This is a genomic window from Bilifractor sp. LCP19S3_H10 (assembly GCF_052119185.1).
Lineage (GTDB): Bacteria > Bacillota > Clostridia > Lachnospirales > Lachnospiraceae > Bilifractor.
This window is the reverse complement of sequence record NZ_JBQKFT010000002.1, coordinates 301,449-323,477: the sequence shown is the minus strand read 5'-3', so window position 1 is coordinate 323,477 and position 22,029 is coordinate 301,449. Positions and strand designations below refer to the sequence as shown.

Annotated in this window: 17 protein-coding genes; 10 read left to right on the top strand and 7 right to left on the bottom strand. The window is 48.6% G+C overall.

Annotated features, from left to right (window positions below; translation table 11 throughout):
* Positions 1-99 precede the first annotated feature (99 nt).
* The 3 genes from ACTQZS_RS03100 to ACTQZS_RS03090 form a co-directional block, all read right to left on the bottom strand.
* Positions 100-372, bottom strand: a complete 273-nt coding sequence (locus ACTQZS_RS03100) for a type II toxin-antitoxin system YafQ family toxin (RefSeq protein WP_441474560.1) — start codon at positions 370-372, stop codon at positions 100-102.
* A complete protein-coding gene (locus tag ACTQZS_RS03095) occupies positions 365-652 on the bottom strand; it encodes a type II toxin-antitoxin system RelB/DinJ family antitoxin (protein WP_441474540.1) in 288 nt (95 codons plus the stop codon). The genes ACTQZS_RS03100 and ACTQZS_RS03095 overlap by 8 nt, the downstream gene beginning before the upstream one ends.
* A gap of 204 nt (positions 653-856) precedes the next feature.
* The gene (locus ACTQZS_RS03090; RefSeq protein ID WP_441474539.1) at positions 857-1,894 is read right to left on the bottom strand and encodes a helix-turn-helix domain-containing protein; all 1,038 of its coding nucleotides are present in this window, start codon (positions 1,892-1,894) and stop codon (positions 857-859) included.
* A 204-nt stretch (positions 1,895-2,098) separates the two neighbouring features.
* Here ACTQZS_RS03090 and ACTQZS_RS03085 point away from each other — a divergent pair, with 204 nt between their 5' ends.
* The 8 genes from ACTQZS_RS03085 (at position 2,099) to ACTQZS_RS03050 (ending at position 12,107) form a co-directional block, all read left to right on the top strand.
* Positions 2,099-3,463, top strand: coding sequence for an MFS transporter (locus ACTQZS_RS03085; RefSeq protein ID WP_441474538.1), 1,365 nt, complete (start codon positions 2,099-2,101; stop codon positions 3,461-3,463).
* Positions 3,464-3,485: 22 nt separating this feature from the next.
* Entirely contained in the window at positions 3,486-5,735 is a 2,250-nt protein-coding gene (locus tag ACTQZS_RS03080) for a family 78 glycoside hydrolase catalytic domain (RefSeq protein ID WP_441474537.1), read from the top strand.
* Positions 5,736-6,188: 453 nt separating this feature from the next.
* Positions 6,189-7,793, top strand: a complete 1,605-nt coding sequence (locus ACTQZS_RS03075) for an EAL domain-containing protein (RefSeq protein WP_441474536.1) — start codon at positions 6,189-6,191, stop codon at positions 7,791-7,793.
* A gap of 82 nt (positions 7,794-7,875) precedes the next feature.
* Positions 7,876-8,007 (top strand): hypothetical protein, encoded by a 132-nt coding sequence (locus tag ACTQZS_RS03070; protein WP_441474535.1) that lies wholly within the window; start codon positions 7,876-7,878, stop codon positions 8,005-8,007.
* Positions 8,008-8,143: 136 nt separating this feature from the next.
* Positions 8,144-9,310 (top strand): GGDEF domain-containing protein, encoded by a 1,167-nt coding sequence (locus tag ACTQZS_RS03065; protein WP_441474534.1) that lies wholly within the window; start codon positions 8,144-8,146, stop codon positions 9,308-9,310.
* A 297-nt stretch (positions 9,311-9,607) separates the two neighbouring features.
* A complete protein-coding gene (locus ACTQZS_RS03060) occupies positions 9,608-9,817 on the top strand; it encodes a DUF6219 family protein (protein WP_441474533.1) in 210 nt (69 codons plus the stop codon).
* 57 nt (positions 9,818-9,874) lie between these two features.
* Positions 9,875-10,057 carry a hypothetical protein gene (locus ACTQZS_RS03055; protein ID WP_441474532.1) on the top strand — a complete coding sequence of 61 codons (183 nt, stop codon included), beginning with the start codon at positions 9,875-9,877 and terminating at the stop codon, positions 10,055-10,057.
* Between the two features lie 124 nt (positions 10,058-10,181).
* Positions 10,182-12,107, top strand: a complete 1,926-nt coding sequence (locus tag ACTQZS_RS03050; protein ID WP_441474531.1) for an oleate hydratase — start codon at positions 10,182-10,184, stop codon at positions 12,105-12,107.
* Positions 12,108-12,194: 87 nt separating this feature from the next.
* Here ACTQZS_RS03050 and ACTQZS_RS03045 read toward each other — a convergent pair whose 3' ends face one another.
* Positions 12,195-15,050 (bottom strand): EAL domain-containing protein, encoded by a 2,856-nt coding sequence (locus ACTQZS_RS03045; RefSeq protein ID WP_441474530.1) that lies wholly within the window; start codon positions 15,048-15,050, stop codon positions 12,195-12,197.
* Positions 15,051-15,499: 449 nt separating this feature from the next.
* On the opposite strand from ACTQZS_RS03045, the gene ACTQZS_RS03040 reads away from it, so the two are divergent.
* The gene (locus tag ACTQZS_RS03040) at positions 15,500-16,624 is read left to right on the top strand and encodes a GGDEF domain-containing protein (protein ID WP_441474529.1); all 1,125 of its coding nucleotides are present in this window, start codon (positions 15,500-15,502) and stop codon (positions 16,622-16,624) included.
* A gap of 209 nt (positions 16,625-16,833) precedes the next feature.
* Here ACTQZS_RS03040 and ACTQZS_RS03035 read toward each other — a convergent pair whose 3' ends face one another.
* The 3 genes from ACTQZS_RS03035 to ACTQZS_RS03025 form a co-directional block, all read right to left on the bottom strand.
* Entirely contained in the window at positions 16,834-18,054 is a 1,221-nt protein-coding gene (locus tag ACTQZS_RS03035) for an FprA family A-type flavoprotein (RefSeq protein ID WP_441474528.1), read from the bottom strand.
* A 205-nt stretch (positions 18,055-18,259) separates the two neighbouring features.
* Positions 18,260-20,167, bottom strand: a complete 1,908-nt coding sequence (locus tag ACTQZS_RS03030; protein ID WP_441474527.1) for an acyl-CoA dehydrogenase family protein — start codon at positions 20,165-20,167, stop codon at positions 18,260-18,262.
* A gap of 122 nt (positions 20,168-20,289) precedes the next feature.
* Positions 20,290-20,715 carry an RrF2 family transcriptional regulator gene (locus ACTQZS_RS03025; RefSeq protein WP_441474526.1) on the bottom strand — a complete coding sequence of 142 codons (426 nt, stop codon included), beginning with the start codon at positions 20,713-20,715 and terminating at the stop codon, positions 20,290-20,292.
* Between the two features lie 556 nt (positions 20,716-21,271).
* Here ACTQZS_RS03025 and ACTQZS_RS03020 point away from each other — a divergent pair.
* Positions 21,272-22,027 carry a hypothetical protein gene (locus tag ACTQZS_RS03020; RefSeq protein WP_441474525.1) on the top strand — a complete coding sequence of 252 codons (756 nt, stop codon included), beginning with the start codon at positions 21,272-21,274 and terminating at the stop codon, positions 22,025-22,027.
* The last annotated feature ends 2 nt before the right edge of the window (positions 22,028-22,029 follow it).

The window sequence follows — 22,029 nt, the reverse complement described above, 5'->3', positions numbered from 1 at the left end:
TAATGAAACGCTGGACGGCACAAACACTGACAGCGCGGGGAATAAAGCCGTTCCGGACGAGCTGTTCATGAACCTGTGTAGCATTAAGACGCGGGACACTCAGAACAGGTCTGAATGGGTTCCTGTTCGGGAAAGGAAGAGGATGAGATCTTCACCATCAATGCGGTAGACAAGAAGCCAGTCTGGCTGGATGTGGCATTCGCGAAAACCGATGAAATCACCAGTCAGACCGAGATCCCGATTCTTTGCCGGAAGCGGTTCCATCCAGGCTAATTTGTTTACGACATCGTCTAAAAGATCAAGATCATAGCCTCGCTTAGAGATCACTTTCAGGTCTCTTTTGAAGCGGTTGGAGAGAACAACATCAAGCATCATTGCCCTCCAGCACATCGTTCATTGCACTGCGAAACGAAGAGTATTTTTTATATTTCTCAGGATGAGCCTTCATCTTATAATACTCATTCATTGCTGCGATTGTATCAGTATTAGGAATCTCTCTGGTGACGGTAAAAGGAATTCCCTGTACACGTAAGGATTGTTTTAAAAAAATAGTTACCGCAGTGGAAAGGTCCATACCCAGATCAGAGTAGAGTTCCTGACTTTCTTTCTTCAGATCAGCGTCGAGACTGATATTTGTACTTACTTTAGACATAAATATCACCTCCTTGATAGGAAGAATATAGAGCAATTTGCACGAAATGTCAACATATTATGCGCATAATACGCACTATGTTATGCATATAATACGCACTATCAGGTAAGAACCATCTGGCCGGCGCTTTTTCGTGCCATGAATGGAGGAAAATGCCAGGGTAGGTCGTATTAAAGGCATAACGCAAGAATTTTAGCGTAAGGCTCATGGTCCGGTATTCCGCTTTCTGAATTCGCTGGGAGTTAGTCCGTAGTGTTTTCGAAAAATCCTTCGGAAGTTGTTTGGGGAATCAAAGCCGATCCGCTCACATATTTCTCCAATTGAGTGTTGGGTTGTGCCTAGCAACTGGGCTGCCCGAGCCATTTTCTGCTGCTGGATATTTTCCGTAAAACTCATGCCCGTTGCATCGGTGATGATTCGCTGCATCTGTCGATCACTGTAGTTGAAGAAATGTGCCAGACTATGCAGGGTAATGGTGGTGTAGTTGGCCTGCATATAGCGGAGTATGAACATGATGCTGTCATCAGCCGACTTCATCCGTACGTTGGGAATCTCAATATCCTTTTCATGATGTCTGAGAATGGTAATGAAAAAAGCAGATAGCAAGGAATTTATCATCTGATTTTTGTATCGCTTATTTTGGCAGAATTCCAAATACGCTGCCCTTCCGAGATTCGCCAGTTCCTCGTCCTTGTTGGTATGAATCATCAGATAGGGGATCTCTTCCGGCTCATAGAAGACGCGGTGGAAAAAGGTGGACAAGATGGTGTCGCCTTCCATCAGGGAGAGAAATGAGCGTTCGAAGGTGGATTTTCTTATCAAAATGTTCATTAGGTCAGCATCGTCCGAGAAGGCGCTTACTGAATGGCTCGTTCTCGGCGCATGGATGCATATATCTCCTGTATGCATGGTGAAGCTCCCGTTGGGCAGGATGTTCTCACAGGTGCCGTTGATCACGATAAGGAGCTCAAAGAATTCATGCCTGTGCCAGAAGGCAGGGGTGTAGCGCATATGTTTTACGAAGCTGCAATCCATATCTTTTTCAATAAAGGTGTGCTCACCGATATTGGTCGACAGGTTTTTTCTGGCCGGTGACAGGTCTCCTGTAAAAACCTGATCCAGTATATCCCGGACTTCATCCTCTGTGTGTACCTGTTCCAGATGCCGTTCTGGATGGGCAATCCAAAGGCGTTTCAGCCGTTTTTCGGCCTCGGATAGAGGGGTATGAATAAAGGTGTCCATGATAAATTCCCCCAAAAACTAACTATTACATTTATACCATCGTTTCATGGTAAAACGCAAGGACATGGGAAAATGCATGTCGTAAAAGTTACTATTTCATGTCTGCTATAAGTCTCGTTCTTGTCGTGTCTGAGTGATATCTTTGTACTCAACAAATTATTCAACGACCGCTAAGATGGACCGGTCAGGAAAGGATATCAAAAAATGGAAACGAAAAGACTGAGATTTTCTGAGAAGATGGCTTATGGACTTGGCGATTTCCCGGAGGTAATCAACTCCATTCTCGCTGCCTTTCTCACCATGTTTTACACCGATAATATCGGCATGGCAGCAGGAGCTGTTGGTACCATGTTTTTCATCTCAAAACTGTTTGATGGAATTACAGACATTCTTGCCGGTGTTCTGATCGATAAGACAAGGACAAAGTGGGGAAAAGCCAGACCATGGCTTCTCTGGCTGGCCGTACCGACCGGTTTCGCAGCTGCCTTGATTTTCTGGATACCACAGAATGCGTCTCAGACGACCCAGTTGATCTATGCATTCCTGACCTTTAACCTGTTCTCCTCCGTCATGTTCACCATCACGGGAATCGCAAGGTCTTCCCTGTTGGCACTTATGACACAGGATATGAAACAGCGTGGCGCAATGGCAGCCTTCGGAATGTTTTTTGGTTTAGGCGGAACCATCCTGGGAATGTCTGCAACCTTCCCTTTGATCTACAGATTTGGCGGTGATGTGAAGGCATGGAGAATCGTCTTCACCATCTACGGCATCGTCACAACCCTTGGCCTGTTGTATGCTTTCTGCTTCTCTAAAGAGTATGTAACATCTGTTGAAAAATCAACCACAAACGAGGAATCAAAACTTGGCTTCGCTGAAGAGGTAAAGCTGTTCTTCACAAATAAATATCTGCTGATTGCCCTGGTTATGACGGTTCTGGTAAACTTTGTAACTCAGGTCAACTCAGCAGCCCAGACTTATTTTTATACATACACTATGAATGATCCAATGCTGACAACATCTCTGAATCTGGTCAGCGTAGTTCCGATCATTGTGAGTATTGTGGTGTTCGTGGGTCCATGCCTGGCTAAGTTTGGAAAAAAGAAAACCATGTATATCGGTATTTTTGGCCAGATCATTGGTTTTGTAGTCAGAGGCATTGCAGGTACACTGCAGAGCGTGCCGCTTTTGATCGCAGGCACCATCATCGGCGGAATCGTAACAGGATTGCTTGCTGTACCGGTATCCACCCTTTTTGCAGATGGTATCGACTATGGTGAGTGGAAGACCAATAAGAGAATTGAGGGAATGGGAGCTGCAATCACATCCTTCTCCCAGAAGATCAGCTCCGGGTTGGCTCTGGCCAGCGTCGGTTGGGTTCTTGCCCTCACAGGCTTCGTAGCAAATGAAGTTCAGAACGCGGCAACGAACAACGGTATCATTGCCCTGTTTGGATGGGTTCCAGCCATCGTTCTTGTTGTGATCTTTTTGATCATTCGATTCGCATACAAGTATGATGAGATCGCGGAGCAGATAGTGACTGATCTGGATACCAGAAAGAAGCAGTAAAGATCATAAGGAGTAAGAAAGAATGCGTTTACTTGGCGACTGGATTACAAATGGCACGGAGCATCCTTTTTATGTAAGAAAGGTACTGACAGTTACGAAAAAAATCACCCGTGCAGAGGCTAAGGTCTGCGGCCTTGGACAGTTTGTCTTCTATGTCAATGGAAAGAAGATAGAAGATCATGAGCTGGATCCGGGCTGGACAGCTTACGACAAGCTGATCGAGTATGTGAGATTTGATCTGACAGATGCTTTCAAATTAGGGGAGAATGTCCTCGGCGCAGAGGTTGGCAACGGATGGTTCATCAAGGACGATCTGGGCTACACCTTTGGCTTTCCGTCATTCATGCCACCGAATCCAAATCCATATAAAGCCTATGGTAAAGCACTTGTTTTTGCAATGAAGCTGGACATCGACTACGCAGATGGTTCACACGAGACCATCTGCGCAGATGACACCTTTAAGACGGCTAAGCATCCAACGCTCAGATCCAATGTTTATGGTTCTGAAGTTTATGATGCATCCCTTGTCCAGGAGGGATGGAGTGAGGCAGGATTTGATGACATTGCCTGGGAGCAGGCTCAGATTCTTGCAGAGGAGGAGGAACCGACAGGCCAGCTTATGGAGCAGTTCCAGCCGGCGATTAAAGTCATTAAAGACTACCCTGCAGAATATATGCATCATGCTAATGGGCGGGCTATTTATACCTTTCACCAGAACATATCCGGCATGCTAAGCTTCCGGGCAAAGGGAAAGAAGGGGGATACAATCAGGTTTTACCCGGCAGAGAAACTGGGAGAGGACAAGGATGTGGACCAGGTGGCAAAGAACTGGGTGACCGTAGATACCGTAATCACATATGTGGTGGGAAAGGATGACACCTGGGAGAATTTCCGTCAGAAATTTGCTTACTTCGCTGGTATGTACATGGCGGTAGAAATGCCTGAGACATGTCAGATCGATAACATGGTGGGGCACGCAATCACAAGCGCCTGGAAAGAGGCTGGCACTTTCTGCTGTGACGACGATCGCTACAATAAGATCTACGACATGATTGAGCGCACTGTCGAGGCAAACATGGTCAGTGTCCATACCGACTGCCCGACCATTGAGCGTTTTGCCTGGCAGGAAACTAATCATCTCATGGGTGCTGCCATCATGTTCATGAAGGATGGAAAAAAGCTCTGGGAGAAGTTCCTCCTGGATATGAGAGTAGGGCAGCATACAGAAGAGGACTACTTTTTTGATTTCGCCGGCAACAAGTTCAAGCCTGGTCAGGGGCTGGTTCCGTCCCAGTGTCCATGCTATATTCCGAATGTACTGCCTGTACCGGGAATGGGAAGCTTCTATGATATTATCCCCTGGGGCAGTGCCCTGATTCTGGGCGCCAGATGGCATTATCTCTTTTATGGGGATCAGAAAGTCATCGAGGATAACTATGCGGCGGGTCTGAAGTATCTGGACCATTTGAAGACAAAGATGACGGAAGAGGGATTCATCAGACACGGACTTGGCGACTGGGGCAATCCGGATGAACAGCTGGCCAGAGAAAATGTTGAGACAGCGTTCCTCTATGCGGATGCGAGGACTCTGGCAGAATTCGCCCGGGTACTTGGAGAGACGGAAGATCAGGCTGATCTCGAGAAATTTGCTGAAGAAGTAAAAGCTAATTACAACGACAGACTTCTTGCCCAGGGACCAGATGGCAGATGGGCATACTTCAGTCTGGAGGAGAAAAATAAGACCGGCGCATTTGTCACAACTCAGACCTGCGAGGCCCTGCCTCTTTACTGGGGCATGGTACCGGAGGATAAGAAAGGCGATGTGGTGGACGCTTTCAAAGAGACTTTGAAAGAAAAAGGTTCCTTCGCAGCAGGTGAGATAGGACTTCCCTATATCATCCAGACAGCAAGAGAGGAAGGGCTCAACGATGTGATTGCAGAGTTTATCCTTAAGCCGGATCATCCATCTTACTACGCCTTTGTATTGGATGGCATGACTACACTGGGTGAGTACTGGGAGAAAAATCCGAGAAGCCATGCCCATGACATGATGGGGCACATCCAGGAGTGGTTCTTCAATGGAATCGGCGGCATCCAGATCAAGGCGCCGGGCTTCAAGAAAGTAAGCATCCAGCCATACATGCCAGAGAGTGTGAATCACTTTGTCGTCACACATGACACGCCATACGGTACGATTCGTGTGGCGGGAAGAAGAGTGAACGGCACGCCGGAGTATGAAATTTCTGTACCGGATGACATTGAAATCGAGTGAAAAAGGAATTGACATCTGTTGTAGAGAATGCAGCAGATGCTTTTATATAATAGATTTATTCAGGCACTGACCATCTGGCCGGTGCTTTTTTAATTTTAAAGGCATGCTGTCAGCCTGTGGTGAAAGTCCAAATGTTTGTCAGAGCGCTATTCATTCTCAAGAAGAGCAAAAGAAATCAGCAGATGAAGATGTATGTGCCAGTCGTCCAGATCCATGGATGTGGGTTGACAAGTAGTAAATGGTATAGTAAACAGTAAATGATCAGGATCTGATGAATTTGGCTGACGCTTGATGTTGTGAAGCCGAATGCTTCAATTGCTATAATTGTGATATACTGATCATATAATAAGCTCTTTTCGTGTAGAAAAATCGTATGCACGCAACGTATTTTTCCAAAATGGACTGCTGAGGAATGAAAGATATTGATGAAATTCAGTAAAGGAATATTTTCATATGGACACACATGATATGGATCAGTATATTGCTTCACATCTGGAGGAGGCATTGGCGAAGGGATGGATTTCGCCTTATTTCCAGCCAATAATACGTACAATAACGAATAGTTTTGCGGGTGCCGAGGCGCTTGCCCGTTGGGAAGATCCGGTATTTGGCCTTTTAATGCCGGGTACCTTTGTGCCGATCCTGGAACAGAAGGGACTGATCTATAAGTTAGACTGCTTTATCCTGAAGGAAGTGGCGAAGCTGCAGCGGAACCGGATCGACGCGGGTCTTCCTGTCGGACCGATTTCGGTTAATCTGTCACGACAGGATTTTGATCACGTGGATATGGCTGCATATGCGAAGAAGGTTTGCGATACGTACAATATTCGCCGAGATCTGATCGTGCTGGAGCTTACCGAGAGTCTGCTGGTCACGGACAAGGAGAAGATGACGTCAGTTGTCAGAGAGCTTCGGGCCGAGGGATTTGCGATCTGGATGGATGATTTCGGGAGCGGCTATTCTTCCCTGACTTTTCTGAATGACTATACGCTTGATCTGATTAAGCTGGATATGGGCTTTTTGAAGTCCTTTACACATACCTCCATGGAAATCATGAAAAGTGCCGTCAGCATGGCAAAGAATCTGGGCATTCGGACGCTTGCGGAGGGAGTTGAGACAGAAGAACAGGCACACTTTCTGAAAGAGATCGGATGCGACATGATGCAGGGATATTATTTTTCGAAGCCGCTGCATATGCAGGAGGTGCCGGAATTTCTGCGCCATATGAATATGCCTTCGGAGGTGATCGAATGGAAGGACTTCTATGACCGGGCAGATGCCTGCGCGGTTGACAGCGACGTGCCGCGTGCGGTCATGGAGTATGACATAATAAATGATCATATTCGTTATCTGTATATCAACAGGCATGAAAAGGAACAGCTTCGCAGTATCGGACGTGTTCACAGAGAAAATTCGGAATTTGTCCTGAATGTCAGGGATACTTCGCTTCATGCCAAACTGCTGAAGTTTTACCGTCATATGATCCGGGTGGACGGGCGGGCTTCCCTGTATGTATCGGACAATTCTTTTTTTGTCCGTCTGGATGGAAAAATGATCGTTAAACAGGACAATCGATGTATATTTCTCCTGTCTATCGTCAATATTACCGAGGAACGTACGCAGAAGATCGGAGAAGTACTCTACAAATCGGTATCGGATATTATGCTGTTGTTTGATGATGTCCATGTTCTGAACCCGGAACAGGATACTGCGGATACTGTGCTCAACAATTTCGGTATCGAAGGCGGCCGCACGGACCATGATCCGCTTCGCAAGGGGCTTGAGGACTTTTGCCATCATATGATTTCTCCGGAGGATCGGGAACGTTACTGGGCTTTTGCCGATCCTGACACGATGATTGAACGGTTGCGGAAGGCTCCGGATGGAGTATGCCGCGATTACTTCCGTGTGCTGCATACCGCCGATGATCAAAAAGGAAGCTTTGAATGGAAAGAATTCAATCTTTTGCTGATTCCCGGTTCGGAAGAACAAAAGGTTCTTTCCTGCATCAAGAATGCAGGGCCAACCGAAGGCAGAAAATTCGTTTGGGACTGCTGATTCAGGCGTTTTCAAAACTGCCGCCTCCTTGTAAATGACGAATGGATCAGAGTGACTGAGGCTTTTTGAGATGGAGGTGCCCATGGAACTGATTCGATTTGAGCATGTGTATAAGACCTATGGTCAGGGAGAGGGACAGGTGCATGCCCTCGCTGTTTGCGGTGATCGTGAACGTTCTGATGCGGCGGCAGATTCGCCGTATCAATATGGCTGAGTCGCTCAAGGCGGTGGAGTAACGGTGGATTCGGGATTCCCTGTGGATGATTTGTATGAATTGTGGTATTATTAATACATGTAAACGGCACAAAAGTACGATCAGGTGAACGCAATCGGGAGAGTTGAAGGGTAGTATGAGTGTACCGAGCTGGCTCGTTTTAAATACATATGTGGCGATTCTTTCTATCGTTCTGCTTGGAATGACACTGAGCAAGAAGTCGGGCACGCGCCAGGACAGCAGCTTTGTGTTCATGCTGAGTGTCATTCTCATTCTTCTGATCGCTGATTCATTCAGTAAGGCATATGTGCCTGGGGATTTTGGACTTATGCTTTCAAAGGCAGGCACTTATTTCATTTTTGCCTTTGATCCCGTTGGCTATCTGGCTGCGCTGATCTACATTGATTCCTGGACTTCCGGAAAAAAGGATCACGTGGAAAGCGTCTTCTATGGCATCGTCATCGGCTATGTCTGTCTGAATTTTGTATTAGTGACCGTCAGTACAGCGCTCGATCTGAGATGGTTTTACTGTTTTGCGGGTGCTTCGCACACGCATACGCGCGGCAGCCTGTTTGTCCTGAGGGGCCTGATAAACATGATCTTCTGTGCGGTGATTTCTCTGTACATTTTTTTGCGCAGAAGGAAGATCCGTACGCAGTATACGCTTGTTGTCATTATGTTTCCCATGATCATTCTGCTTTCCGGCTTTCTGCAGGTGTTCGTCGGAGGCGCATCGTATGAATACGCGGGATCCGTGCTGGCATGTCTTCTGTTATTTGTGAAGGTGCAGGCGCATAACGTAGATGATGACTACCTGACCGGTCTGCTTAACCGAAGAGGGTTTATGCGTGAGATGGAGTACCAGAGCAGCCATTATCGCCGGGAACATCCGTTTGCTGTATACTTTGTTGATCTGGATTTCTTCAAGGTGATTAATGATAAATATGGACATCTGGCGGGTGATGAAGCTTTGATTACCTTATCCGAATTTCTTGTGGATGTTTTTGGAAGAGAAGCGAGAATCGGACGTTACGGAGGCGATGAGTTTATTGTGCTTGCCTTTGAAAAGGACACACAGCAGGCAGAGCGGAAGCTGAATGAATTAAAGCGGCGGTGTGATGAATTTAATCAGCGGCAGACATCTGATCTGCAGTTGTGCTTTTCGTCGGGATTCGCGTTCTATGATCCGGATACCTATCCGGGGGTGGATCCGTTTTTTCGTCACATCGATGATCTGATGTATCAGGAGAAAAAATCTCATCATGCGCTGCGGAATTCTTCGGGCGTGTCTTCCGCCGGATGAGGGATCCGGCGTAGATAATCATTTGCATTGCCAAGAAGTTTACCACGAAAAGAGAAAAAAGCTTAGCCGTTCTGGTGGTGCGTGAACCGTAATATGATGCGTCAGGATTGAGGCCGGGTCACAAAAAGTTCAGTGTATCTAATCGATATTTGTGTTATAATTCTTGCAGCCGGTAACCGCTGTGCGATATATAGTGCCACATACTGCATAAGCCGGATTGCTCCGTGCTTCGCACTCTCGCAATCCTACAGGCATTCGCAATCGCATACAGTACATTCTACACTGGAGGTATTGTTCATGGAGAAACACAAGCAATTTGGAATTCTTGCACTGGTATGTATGCTGTTGACGTTTTTTTCCGGAATCTGCAAGCCGATCCGAAAGGTACATGGCTGCTTTGGGTGCCTCACGCTGCTGTTTATGATCGGAGCTGTGGTGAGTGGTCATTCAATGATCAGCAAGACTGACGCGGACAGAGATGAAGGCGAGGCAGTGGAGAATGCATGAACATTTCGATGCAGTATCATTTTCCGGTTTGCGGAATTCTATATTGATGGATTTCCGATGCAGAACATCCGCACCGGGATCTGGTATTCGATCCCGTATCTCGTCCCGGTCATTGTTACTGTTTCTGTCGGATATGCTTCGTGCAAAGATCCGAGGGAGCAGATCATCGATGTGAAGAAGCGCGCCGATGAAGTTCTGTATCAGGACAAAAAGGTGCAGAACGCGGGCGTAATTGAATGATTATCTGATTCTAAAAAGTATAAAATTTCTGTCAAATTCCCCGTTTTTCTTGACGGGGAATTTATTCTGTTGTATTCTGAACCTGAAAAATGACTGATGGTCAGTTATACGGGAGGTACATGCCATGTATTACAGCAGTGGAAATTATGAAGCATTTGCGACACCTGAGAAACCGGAAGGAATAGAAAAGAAACATGCGTATATTGTAGGAACAGGCCTTGGAGGCCTTTCGGCTGCATGTTATCTGATCCGGGACGCACAGATGCCGGGAGAGAATATCACCCTGTTCGAGTCACTTCCGCTTGCGGGAGGTTCGTGCGACGGTCTGCATGACCCGCAGAAGGGATACATCATGCGCGGCGGCCGTGAGATGGATAATCATTTTGAATGTATGTGGGATCTGTTCCGGTCCATTCCCTCCATTGTCAATCCCGGAGAAACGATTTTTTCGGAGTATTACAAGCTGAACAAGGAGGATCCGAACTATTCCCTCTGCCGTGTAACGGAGAAGCAGGGACAGGATGCTCACACGGATCGGAAGTATGACCTGAACAAGAGCGCGGAGAAGCAGCTGCTGAAGCTGATGTTTGCCAGCGATGAGGAGCTGGCGGACAAGACCATCGACGATATGTTTGATGATGATTTTTACCGGACGAACTTCTGGATCTACTGGCAGACCATGTTCGCGTTTGAGAAATGGCACAGTGCTCTCGAGATGAAGAAGTACATGCAGCGCTATGTCCATCACATCGACGGACTCCCGGATCTTAGCGCGCTGCGCTTCACACGATACAATCAGTATGAGTCGATGATCCTTCCGATGGTGAAGTATATCCAGGATGCTGGCGCGGTGATCCGGTACAATACACAGGTGACGAATATTGTCTGTGACTGCAAGCCTTCGCGAAAACAGGCTGTCAGACTGGAGTACACACAGGACGGAGAGGATAAGGCCATTGATCTGACGGAGGATGATCTGGTCTTTGTGACAAACGGTTCGCAGGGCGACGGTTCTGCCTACGGCGATCAGACGCATGCGCCTGAGATTCAGATCGAGAACGGACAGGGCCCGTCTGTGGAGCTGTGGAAGAAGCTGGCGGCTCAGGATGACGCCTTCGGTCATCCGGACGTATTCTTCCGGGACATCAAGGAGACCAGCTGGGAGTCCTGGACGGTGGATACGGCGAACAAGGAGATTCTGGAGGCCATCGAGAAGATCTGCCACAGAGATCCGCTCTCCGGAAAGGTAGTAACCGGCGGAATCGTGACAGCGAAGGATTCCAGCTGGCTCATCAGCTGGACAATAAACCGCCAGGGTCAGTTCCAGGATCAGCCGGATGATCACTGCCTGATCTGGGTTTACGGACTGAACTGTTGGGATGACTGCGGCGACTACGTCCAGAAGCCGATGTTCATGTGCAGCGGCCGCGAGCTCTGTGCGGAGTGGCTGTATCATATCGGAATTCCTGCAGATCATATCGATGAGCTTGCGGACAAGGAGTGCAACACCACCCCATGCATGATGCCTTACGTAACGAGTTTCTTTGAGCCGAGAAAGTATGGCGATCGTCCGCTCGTGGTTCCGGAGGGATCCGTGAATCTGGCCTTCCTCGGACAGTATGCGGAGACTCCGCGGGATACGGTATTCACGACAGAATACTCCATCCGCACAGGTATGGAAGCGGTCTATACCCTCTGCAAGGTGGACCGGGGGGTTCCGGAGGTGTGGGGATCCATTTATGATATCCGCGATCTGATCACTGCAGGTGTGAAGATGAACGACGGCAAGATGATTAAGGACTGGCCGATCGGGGCAGGTGAGAAGGCCGCCATCATGGGAGCTCTGAAGCTCGCGCGCAACACGGATCTGGAGACGCTTCTGATCCGTCTCGGAGCGGCAGAGGAAAAGGACTTTGAACCGGTGATCGACAAGAAGAAGGCTGCCGAGACGGTGGAAGACGTGAAGAACAGCGCGGTCACCAAGGCTGTCGGAGCGGCTGTCGCAGTTGCGGCAGGCGTGACGGCGCTGAAGCATCTGAAGAAGAAATGATTTAAGGAAGAATGACTCCGGGAAGAGATGATCCCCGGAAGCGTGATTCCGGAACATAATGATCCCGGAATATGATAATTCCGGGATTTATGGAGCAATGACGAAATTGGCAAGGGTCAGCAGAAAACCTGCCATTTCGCCATTGTTTTTTTCTGCGAGAAAGCTGAGCATTGCGTAATACTTCTGATCGTTCAGCTCAACGCTGAAACCAAAGGCCGGATGCTTTGCGTCGACTTTGCGGATCACGTCAGTCAGGATCGCATAGAGGCTGAAGTCCTGCCTGAGGGAGTACTGATATTTGTTCACGGCGATCACAGAGCCCTTCAGCAGAGCCTGCATATCCTTGTCGATGCGGAGGAGTGCCAGCTGTTGATCCGGATTGAGGACAATGACGGCTCTTGCCAGAAGAAGAGGCTGATGATTCTGCGGATTCTGATAGCGGAACGGCAAATTATTCACGAGACTCACCTCAGCCATGGTCTGATAGAAGCGGTCCGTATCTTCGTCTGTAACGTTGCTGACGAAAGGACTGCCGATCAGATCCTTGAGCGAGATCGGTTTGCTGAAGAAAAAGCCCTGAATGAAGTTCATCCCCCATTGCTGTGCGTACCAGAGCTGTTCTCTGGTTTCAATCCCTTCCGCGATCATCATGCTGCCGGTCTCATGACAGAGATCAACGATGCTCTGGATGATGATTTTGGTCCTCTGATTCGAGAGATCCCGGAAGAAGGACTGGTCAATCTTCACGCCCTGGACCTCATAATTATGGAAGGCGGACAGAGAAGATTCTCCGACACCGAAATCATCCATCCACACCCGGTAGCCGTGCTCGTTCAGCTGTTTCACGGCATCATGAATCACGTTTGTCTCCGCGAAGGCAGATTCCGTGATCTCGAACTGAATCTGTTCCCTTGGGATCTCATACCGCGAGACAATGCGCTCGATTTCCTCCGGCATATTCATGATTTTGAAATCGGTCTGAGACAGATTGACATTGACAAAAAGCTTTCTCGGGAACTTATCGCTGTATTTCCGGATATCCCTGCATACCTGTTCCAGAAGGTACAGATCGAGACGGTAAGCCTCGAAGCTTTCTTCCAGGTAAGGAATATAATCAGCGGGAGAAATCATGCCCTTCTCCGGATCGATCCACCGGCTCAGTGCCTCAAATCCGCAGGTGGTTCCGGAAAGGGATCCAACGATCGGCTGGTAGTACGGAACAAAATGGCCGGCTTCCAGAGCGGCGATGAAATTGCTGTGTACAAAGTTTTCCCGCGCACGCTTCTGCTCCAGTCCTGCATCGTAGATGCAGAGATAATTGTCGCCCGAGGTGACATTATATGCCTGATTAGCCGCATATCTCGCGTTGTACATACCGGTAATGAAGTCTACAGGAGCTTCGGTATCGTGATGGTGATAAATTCCGGCACGGAGAATGACAACCCGGCTGCTTTCCAGAGCGGCGACGTCAGACTGAACTTTTCGTATCCGGTCTGTGAATTCAGAATCCGGGACTGTCGCATACAGTACAAAATGATCCAGCTCGCGGGTGAAGAGGATCGAGTCGGGAAAATGCCGCAGGAGTGTATTAAGAATGGCCTGAAGAATGATCTGTCCGTTCCGGGTGCCAATGGTTTCATTGATTTCCGCAAAACGATTGACGTTCAGATAGGCAATTGACCATGATTTGTCGGCCATTTTATTCTGGGTGAAAAATTTTACGGCGTCATCCGTGTTTTTTATGGCAGCTGGGGATAGAAGCTGGTCTGTCATCATCCGGATCGAGGCATTGACCAGAGACAGCGTCCCCTGCATCGTGCCTTTTCCGTCGCTTTTTGCCTTATAGAGGTAATTGTCGGCGATTTTTATCAGAGCACGCAGATCGGATTCCGCATGAGGAATGCCGACGCAATATCCGATGCTGCAGGTAAAGGGGTGATCATCCCCGGTTTCCGCGCAGGAATTCTGGAACTCGCCGAGTTTCTGGCTGAACGACCGGGCATTGTCCCTGGAGATGATCAGAAATTCATCTCCGCCATATCGATAGCAACGATCCTCGTAATCATGAAAAACATGTCTGAGTTTTTTCCCGGTCCTCTCCAGCACCTTGTCCCCGTATTCATGACCGTAATTGTCGTTGTATTGCTTGAAGGAATCCAGATCGATCAGAGCCAGTGACAGCTTCTGGTTGATGTAGCCGGGAAAATCCTTCCGGAGCGCATAGCGGTTCAGCAGGGTGGTAAGCGCGTCTGTCCTGCTCTTGGTGTAATAGAGATCCTTCTTGCTCTCAATAGAGAACAGCATGCCTTCTGTATGAAGAAAGGAAATCCAACGAACCCAGTTGACAAAGCCGCAGATCAGATGCAGGGCAATGATATCGACCAGATCCTGCCACGCAATATTATGATGCAGGAAGCACAGAACGAAGATCATCGACACAATGTTGATCGCGGCATTCCGGATAAAAGACGGAATATCCGAGAGCGGCAGCAGATAGACGATGATCGTGACCAGAATGTATTCAAAGAAAAAACTGCTGTTCTTCTGCGTGGTAAAAAAGGTCAGACATGCCAGAAACATGTTGATGCCGCAGAAGAGATGAAAGATCAGCGCCGCATGGCTGCGTGTGATATCATCCCCGGGCTTTTTCTGCTCATACAGCATCAGCCGCAGGAAGACAACGTTGGTCAGAAACAGGATAAGGTAGACAGAGGTGGCGTTGACACCGGAGAGCACATAGCCCTTGTCTAAGGATAAAACAGAGCCGATCACTTCGATCAGTGCGAGTATGCAGAGAAGAATACACGCGGTGATGCTGTAAAAGATGTTGTTTTTGAGGATATCAGACTTAAGGCGGGGATCCTTGACTGCAGAAAGGTCCAGATCTTTCCCGACGATTAATTTTGCCAGCCTTTGCAGAAACTTCTCTCTACGTACTTTCATAGATTCTCCGGTAAAACACGATGTGATAAATTGTGCCGCAAACTGTATGAAACGAGATAAAACACGCTGCGCGAGTTTTATCTCGCTATCGCGACGCTCGCCGCACACGAATACTTCGCATTCGGCTGCGGCTCACTGTTCGCGTAAATAAAAAACTATTTTATTATAGCATTATTAGAGGAAAGTGTGTACATGTAAGCATCGGAAAAAGCCTGATATGTACCCGGAAGAAGCCTGGCTTATACTTGAAAGAAACTTGACATGAGTATTAGAATAAACCAGGTATAGGTGTACCGGAAGTGCTGTTTTTTGGGGCCTTCTAATTCTTGAGAATTCTTTCGCCGTTTTATGGTATACTGATAAATAAGCTTGTATGCTTGTTGAAAAATAGAGGAGCCTTATGAAAACACTCGCAGTTTTCCGGGCGTATTCGAAATGGAAATATAATTATGCGTGAAAAAATATCTTTCTTCTTTCAAAAACTTAAGCTTACGATTTTTCCGGATGTTTCGAGAAATGTGAAGAATGAAATCATCCGGGATAATGTCTATCGCCTGAAGAAGATTTCAGCTGCGGTTACGGCAGTTGAGATTGTGATTCTGACCCTGTTCTGCGTTCATTACCATTTTGTTCTGCATTATTGGCGGAGTCTGCTCAGCGCCCTGACATGTATTTTGGTAAGTGTATATATCACGGTGCATATGACAAGAGTTTCGCGGAATGAGATTATCCTGAATAAGCATCTTCTGCGCGAAAATGTGATTATCATTCTTTATTACGGAATTCTGGTTTTCTGGGGTATGGCGGCGTCGCTGCGCCATTACGCGTCCGGAGAGCAGATGCTGACCTTTTTCATAGTGGAAATTGTGTTTACCTGTTTCGTTACGATGCCTCCGCTGATGAGTATCGCTCTGATTCTGTCGGCACACGGTATTTTCTTTATTGCTCTGGAATTGGAAGACGGAGCGGCGAGAATCAATTTCCTGAATTATCTGGCACTCGCCCTGCTTCTATGCGCCGGCATGATCACCCGCTACCACATTGAAGTAAGGCAGATCCGGCAGCGTATAGAGGTGGAGAATCTGAATAAAAAGCTGGAGATCCTTTCCATGACAGATGCTCTGACGGGTATCGGAAACCGGATGGCTCTCCGAACGGTTTTTCAGAATTATGTCGGCGGTCAGGTCGCCGTAATGATGGCGGATGTCGATTATTTCAAACGGTATAATGATGAAGCGGGACATGAGGCGGGAGATCAGGTGCTGATGTGCGTGGCATCTTTGCTTACCCGTTATTTTCCTAGAAACAGCTGCTTTCGTTATGGAGGAGACGAATTCCTGGTTCTCATGAAAACGGATCGGGCGGAGGAGTTTCAGCACCGTATTGACTGCTGGCAGGATGCTGTTTCAGCCGCCTCCGTTCCCGGAATTTCAGTCCCGATCCGGTGCAGTGCCGGATTCGTGGTAGAAAGAGTGGAAAGCGAGGAGGAGCTCAGAAGGCTGGTTCACAAGGCGGACAGGGAGCTCTATCTGGTAAAGGAAACGCATCACAAGAGCGTACGCGGAAGAAGGTGAACGGAGAAGGCAGCCTGTAAAGCTGTTTTCCCGCGTGCTGTTCTTACCGGGTACGCTCTTGATGATTTCGCAGCGGAGAGAGTATTCTGTTAAGGATCAGGGGCTTCGTTCAGAAAATCCCGAATCAGGGGGGTCCTTCAGAAAATCCCGGATCAGGAGACTTCGTTCAGAAAATCCCGAATCAGGGGGTTCCTTCAGAAAATCCCGGATCAGGAGACTTCGTTCAGGGAATCCCGGATTGCTTCGGCAAGGCTGGTCAGATCGTCTTCCTGTTCTTCCTTCATCGCGGAGGCGAGCGACAGCCTTTCATTGAGGATGGTCATGTCCTTCAGCTCGTTGTTGAGGAAGTCCTGCATCAGATCCCCTGACTTGCATGCCCAGGAGCCGTTTTCGATGATGGCGAAGGTCCGTTTCTGGAGGTTCAGCGCCTTCATATCCATCAGATAGTTGTGCATCACCGGATAGATGCCGAGGTTATAGGTGACCGAGGCCAGGACGATGTGGCTGACACGGAAGGTCTCGGAGATCAGGTAGGATACGTGTGTGTTCGACACGTCGTATACGACCGTGTTGGTGACGCCGAGCTCCGCAAGCTTTGCGGCGAGCGCCTGAGCAGCCGCCTCGGTGTTGCCGTACATGGAGGCGTAGCAGATCATGACGGCTTTTTCTTCCGGTTCATAGGTGCTCCAGTGCTGGTATTTGTCAAGGAGATAGTCAAAATCGCTGCGCCATACCAGTCCGTGAAGCGGGCAGATATATTTGATCTGCGGAAGCAGGGGAGCTGCCTTCTTCAGAAGCTTCTGAATATGCGGGCCGTATTTCCCCACGATGTTGGTGAGATAGCGTCTGGACTCGTCGATCCAGTCGCGGTCGTAATTCACCTCGTCTTTGAAAAGCTTTCCGTCAAGAGCGATGAAGGAGCCGAAGGCGTCCGCGGAGAAGAGGACGCCGTTCGTGGTGTCGAAGGTGACCATTGCCTCCGGCCAGTGCACCATCTGTGCCTGCACAAAGGCGACGGTATGATCTCCGAAGCAGGCGGTGTCACCTTCCTTTACCTCAATGGTTTCGTGTCCGTCCGTGTGAAAACCGAACTGATGCATCAGCATAAATCCTTTTTCCGTGCAGTAGATGCGGCAGTCGGGGTAGCGGAGCAGTACCTCCTGAAGAGATGCCGCGTGGTCAGGCTCCAGGTGGTTGACCACCAGAGCGTCAAGCTTCGCGCCGTCCAGAAGATACTCGATGTTCTCGAGCATCTGGCGGCAGGCCGACCAGTCAACAGTGTCAAAAAGTACGTTCTGCTTATCCTTCAGCAGATATGCGTTATAGCTGACTCCTCTCGGTATCGGGTGAATATTCTCGAAGAGATGGGTGCGGTGATCATTCGCGCCGACCCACCACAGATTGTCCGTCACCTGTCTTACACAATGCATATGGTTTCCTCCTATATAATGATGATTCGATATGCCTGTCCTTTAATGCCATACTGATGATTCGACATGCCCGTCCTTTATATGCCTGTCTTTTGCAGATCTTCGAAATATCTGCCTTTTGCAGGTTTACGATATGCCTGCCTTTTTGCAGGCTCTCAATATGCCGGTTCTGGAATTTGTCATATCCGTTGTCTGAATCCGTGAATTATTCCACCTTTGTGAAGTTTGCCTTTGGTTCCGCGCATTCCGGACATACCCAGTCCTCCGGAAGCTTCTCGAAGAGGGTGCCTGGCCTGATGTCGGCAGCCGGGTCTCCGATGGCAGCATCGTATTCGTATCCGCATCCGTCGCATACATAGAGGCTGTACGGCGGTTTCATCTTCTTCGGCTGAGCGCGTTTGATCTTTTTCATCGGCGGAGCGGGTTTCTTCTCACCCGTGTCGAGTGCTTCTGTGAGAAGCGGGAGAACCTCGTTCACATCTCCGACGATACCGTAATCGCAGTTCTTGAAGATCGGCGCGTTCGGATTCTTGTTGATCGCGACGATGGTGGATGCCTCACGGATGCCCTTCAGGTGCTGAACAGCTCCGGAGATGCCGCAGGCGATATACAGGTTGCCGGAGAACTTCTGCCCGGACATGCCGACGTAGCGGTTGAGCGGTACGTAGTGAAGAGTTTCGGCTACCGGACGGGAGGAGCCGATGGCCGCGCCGGCGGCTGCCGCCAGATCCTCGATCAGCTTCATGTTCTCCTTCGGACCGATGCCCTTTCCTGCGGATACCACACGTTCCGCCTTCGCAATCGGGGTGTCCTTCGGGATACCGACCGTGAAGTCATAGCCATCCTTTTTCAGATCCTTTACCAGTTCATCGACACGTTCCTGTGCGGAGCCGTCCTTGAGGATCTTTTTTCTGCGGGCGCCGGTGACATTCGGCTGCTGCTGGAAGAGCGGAGCAGAAGCCTCCTTCGGAGCCTTTCCGAGGATCGCAGTCGAGATGACGAGACGCTGAATCTCGTTGGTTCCCTCATAGATGGTTGTGATCTTCGCGTCGCGGTAAAATCTTTCAACATCCATGCCCTTCAGGTAGCCGTTGCCGCCGTGAATCTGCAGTGCCTCGTCGCAGACCTCCACGGCGGTATCCGAAGCGTACTGCTTTGCCATTGCGGCCTCCATTGCATAGGGCTCATGATTCTGCTTCAGCTCTGCGGCACTGTAGACGAGCATCCGGGATGCGCGGATCTTTGTCGCCATATCTGCGATCTTGAAGGAGATCGCCTGCTGGAAGGCAATTGGCTTATGGAACTGCACACGCTCCTTGGAGTAAGCAATCGCACTCTCAAACGCTCCCTGTGAGATGCCAAGCGCCTGTGCGGCGATGCCGATGCGTCCGCCGTCAAGTGTGTTCATGGCAATCTTGAATCCCTGTCCTTCCTGTCCGAGGAGATTTTCCTTCGGAACCTTCACATTGTTGAACAGGAGCTGCGCTGTTGCGGAGGAACGGATGCCGAGCTTGTCATAGTGATCGCCAAATTCGAATCCGGGCATACCCTTTTCGACGATGAAGGCACTGATGCCTCTGGATCCGATTCCCGGCGTGGTGAGGGCGAAGATTACGTAGATGTCGGCCTCTCCGCCGTTGGTGATGAAGATCTTCTCACCGTTGAGCAGGTAATAGTCGCCCTGCAGTACAGCGGTGGTCTCCGTGCCGCCGGCATCCGAACCGGCATTCGGCTCGGTCAGGCCGAAGGCGCCGAGCTTCTCGCCCTTTGCGAGAGGAACAAGATATTTCTGCTTCTGCTCCTCGGTTCCATACGCGGCGATGGGCCAGGTTCCGAGAGAAGTGTGCGCGGAGAGGATAACACCAACGCCGGCGTCGACTCTGGAGAGCTCCTCCACGGCGATGGCGTAGCTTGTCACGTCAAGCCCTGCACCGCCGTATTCCTTCGGGTAGGGAAGTCCCATGATGCCGAGATCGGTCATCTTGCGAACAACCTCTGACGGGAAAATATTGCCCTTGTCCCATTCGAAAGAGTATGGCTTGATTTCGGCTTCGGCAAAGGCGCGGACCTTCGCGCGGAGTTCCTCCTGTTTCTGTGTGGTTGCGTAGTTCATAGACCTGCCTCCTTTTCCTGAAATATTCATAGATGATATTGTTAAGAGTCTGGAATTATTAACCGTAATCCAGTGATTTCCGTTTGTTTTGGTCTGTTATTTACGTGTTTCATACTCCGGGATCATTCAACGTTAGATGGGTCCCGTACAGACAGAAGATCATGAAGAGATACCTTTCGCAGTTCTTCGTTGATCTGTTGTTGGATCTCACATAACCGGGAGTGTACGGCGCATGCCTTGCAGTTCTTCTGCCTCCAGTTACAGAGATAGGACGGATCCATGCAGTCAGAGATTCTGGCATCGGATTCGGTAATTTGTATCACGTCCAGTAGAGACAAATTGCGAAGATCACTGATGAGCTGAACACCTCCGTTGACACCCCGGACGGAGCGGACAAGCTCCGCTTCTGCGAGCTTGTGAATAATCTTGTAGGCAAATTGCCGAGGAACAGCCTCAGAGTCGCAGAGTTCTGTCATGTTATGGCGCTCACGGTCAGCAAGAGCTCGGAGGATACGTACGGCATAGTCAGTTTCTCTTGTAATCAACATTGGCTTTCTTCCTTGTTTGTCAGATTATTTATCCATAAATTCCGAGAACTGTTATTTAATCACAACTGTAAAACCTTATTGCGCATAATAACTCGTTTACACGTGATTTATGTCTTATAATCACGAATGTTTTCAAAGACTTTATAGGATTACTCTAATATACTTGACTAAAATAGTCAACAATAAGGACGGGGAAAATTGCAAATTCGTGAAAATGTAATGATTAATATCTGATAAAATTGTACAAAATACCAAAAATCAGACAACAACTAATAATATGTGCCAGAAGTGCATTCGACGTAGTAGGTTTTTGTATCAGTGGAATCTCGCGTGGGAGTGAAGTTCTGTTCCATTGACCCGGATGAGGTTTGAAATGTAAATCCTTCAGGAGGACTTTTATCAGATTTAGATGTTTAAAATTAATAGTACGAATTTGCATACAGATATTTATGGTAATGCAATGATATTGGAATTGTAGTATACTGTTTCTGAAATATACGGGTTAAACATCAACCAATGGGTGGAAAGCACGATAAAAGGAAAGGCGAAATACAGTATGAAGGGATTGGACAGAGTCAGGAAGAAACTGATCTCCGATGACGGTGCGTCTCTGATGCTGGCGCTTCTGTTTTTCCTGGTGTGTGCCGTTGGTGGCGCCGTAATTCTCGCCAGCGCAACCGTTTCGGCAGGGAGAGCTTCTTCTCTTCAGGACGTAGAACGTCATCAGGAGGAATACGCGGTGGACAGTGCAGCTGCGCTGTTAAAATCGGAGCTGGAGAAGGACTCCGTTTACATAAAAGTGACAAGAACATCACCGGGATTTTCAAATATCCATGAGGTGCCGGACGATTCTGCGGAGGGATGGAAATCCACCTTTGATGGAATCTGCGATGCAACTGGCAAGGTAAAGGAGAACCCCAGCGATTTTATGGAGAAATTCATCCTCCAGCGGCTGAATAGGAGTTCTGTAAACTATGATTCCAATGATTATCTGAAGGTTTCGGAGGTTTCTTCCCAAACCCCCGTACTGGAAATAACCGTTGAGAATCAGAGTGATTATCCGGTTATCTGTGCGACACCTTCTCTGTCCGGGGATTCGAAGGATATATTGAAGATCACACTGAAGAAAAGGGATTCTGTTGAGAATGGCAGCTACACGAGTACGATCACGGGAAAGATGCAGGTTGAAACAGCTGCCGAGCAGGTGCATATCATAAGTCCGGAAGAGAACGGGACAGATGATCAGCAATTTCATCAGACGTGGACAAAAATTGTAAAGTATTCCTGGACAGATCTGACGATCGGGAAATGAGG

Bases quoted from the DNA above. Each gene is read 5' to 3' on its own strand.
- ACTQZS_RS03100 (WP_441474560.1), bottom strand. From the start codon at position 372: ATGCTTGATGTTGTTCTCTCCAACCGCTTCAAAAGAGACCTGAAAGTG.
- ACTQZS_RS03095 (WP_441474540.1), bottom strand. From the start codon at position 652: ATGTCTAAAGTAAGTACAAATATCAGTCTCGACGCTGATCTGAAGAAA.
- ACTQZS_RS03090 (WP_441474539.1), bottom strand. From the start codon at position 1,894: ATGGACACCTTTATTCATACCCCTCTATCCGAGGCCGAAAAACGGCTG.
- ACTQZS_RS03085 (WP_441474538.1), top strand. From the start codon at position 2,099: ATGGAAACGAAAAGACTGAGATTTTCTGAGAAGATGGCTTATGGACTT.
- ACTQZS_RS03080 (WP_441474537.1), top strand. From the start codon at position 3,486: ATGCGTTTACTTGGCGACTGGATTACAAATGGCACGGAGCATCCTTTT.
- ACTQZS_RS03075 (WP_441474536.1), top strand. From the start codon at position 6,189: ATGGACACACATGATATGGATCAGTATATTGCTTCACATCTGGAGGAG.
- ACTQZS_RS03070 (WP_441474535.1), top strand. From the start codon at position 7,876: ATGGAACTGATTCGATTTGAGCATGTGTATAAGACCTATGGTCAGGGA.
- ACTQZS_RS03065 (WP_441474534.1), top strand. From the start codon at position 8,144: ATGAGTGTACCGAGCTGGCTCGTTTTAAATACATATGTGGCGATTCTT.
- ACTQZS_RS03060 (WP_441474533.1), top strand. From the start codon at position 9,608: ATGGAGAAACACAAGCAATTTGGAATTCTTGCACTGGTATGTATGCTG.
- ACTQZS_RS03055 (WP_441474532.1), top strand. From the start codon at position 9,875: ATGCAGAACATCCGCACCGGGATCTGGTATTCGATCCCGTATCTCGTC.
- ACTQZS_RS03050 (WP_441474531.1), top strand. From the start codon at position 10,182: ATGTATTACAGCAGTGGAAATTATGAAGCATTTGCGACACCTGAGAAA.
- ACTQZS_RS03045 (WP_441474530.1), bottom strand. From the start codon at position 15,050: ATGAAAGTACGTAGAGAGAAGTTTCTGCAAAGGCTGGCAAAATTAATC.
- ACTQZS_RS03040 (WP_441474529.1), top strand. From the start codon at position 15,500: ATGCGTGAAAAAATATCTTTCTTCTTTCAAAAACTTAAGCTTACGATT.
- ACTQZS_RS03035 (WP_441474528.1), bottom strand. From the start codon at position 18,054: ATGCATTGTGTAAGACAGGTGACGGACAATCTGTGGTGGGTCGGCGCG.
- ACTQZS_RS03030 (WP_441474527.1), bottom strand. From the start codon at position 20,167: ATGAACTACGCAACCACACAGAAACAGGAGGAACTCCGCGCGAAGGTC.
- ACTQZS_RS03025 (WP_441474526.1), bottom strand. From the start codon at position 20,715: ATGTTGATTACAAGAGAAACTGACTATGCCGTACGTATCCTCCGAGCT.
- ACTQZS_RS03020 (WP_441474525.1), top strand. From the start codon at position 21,272: ATGAAGGGATTGGACAGAGTCAGGAAGAAACTGATCTCCGATGACGGT.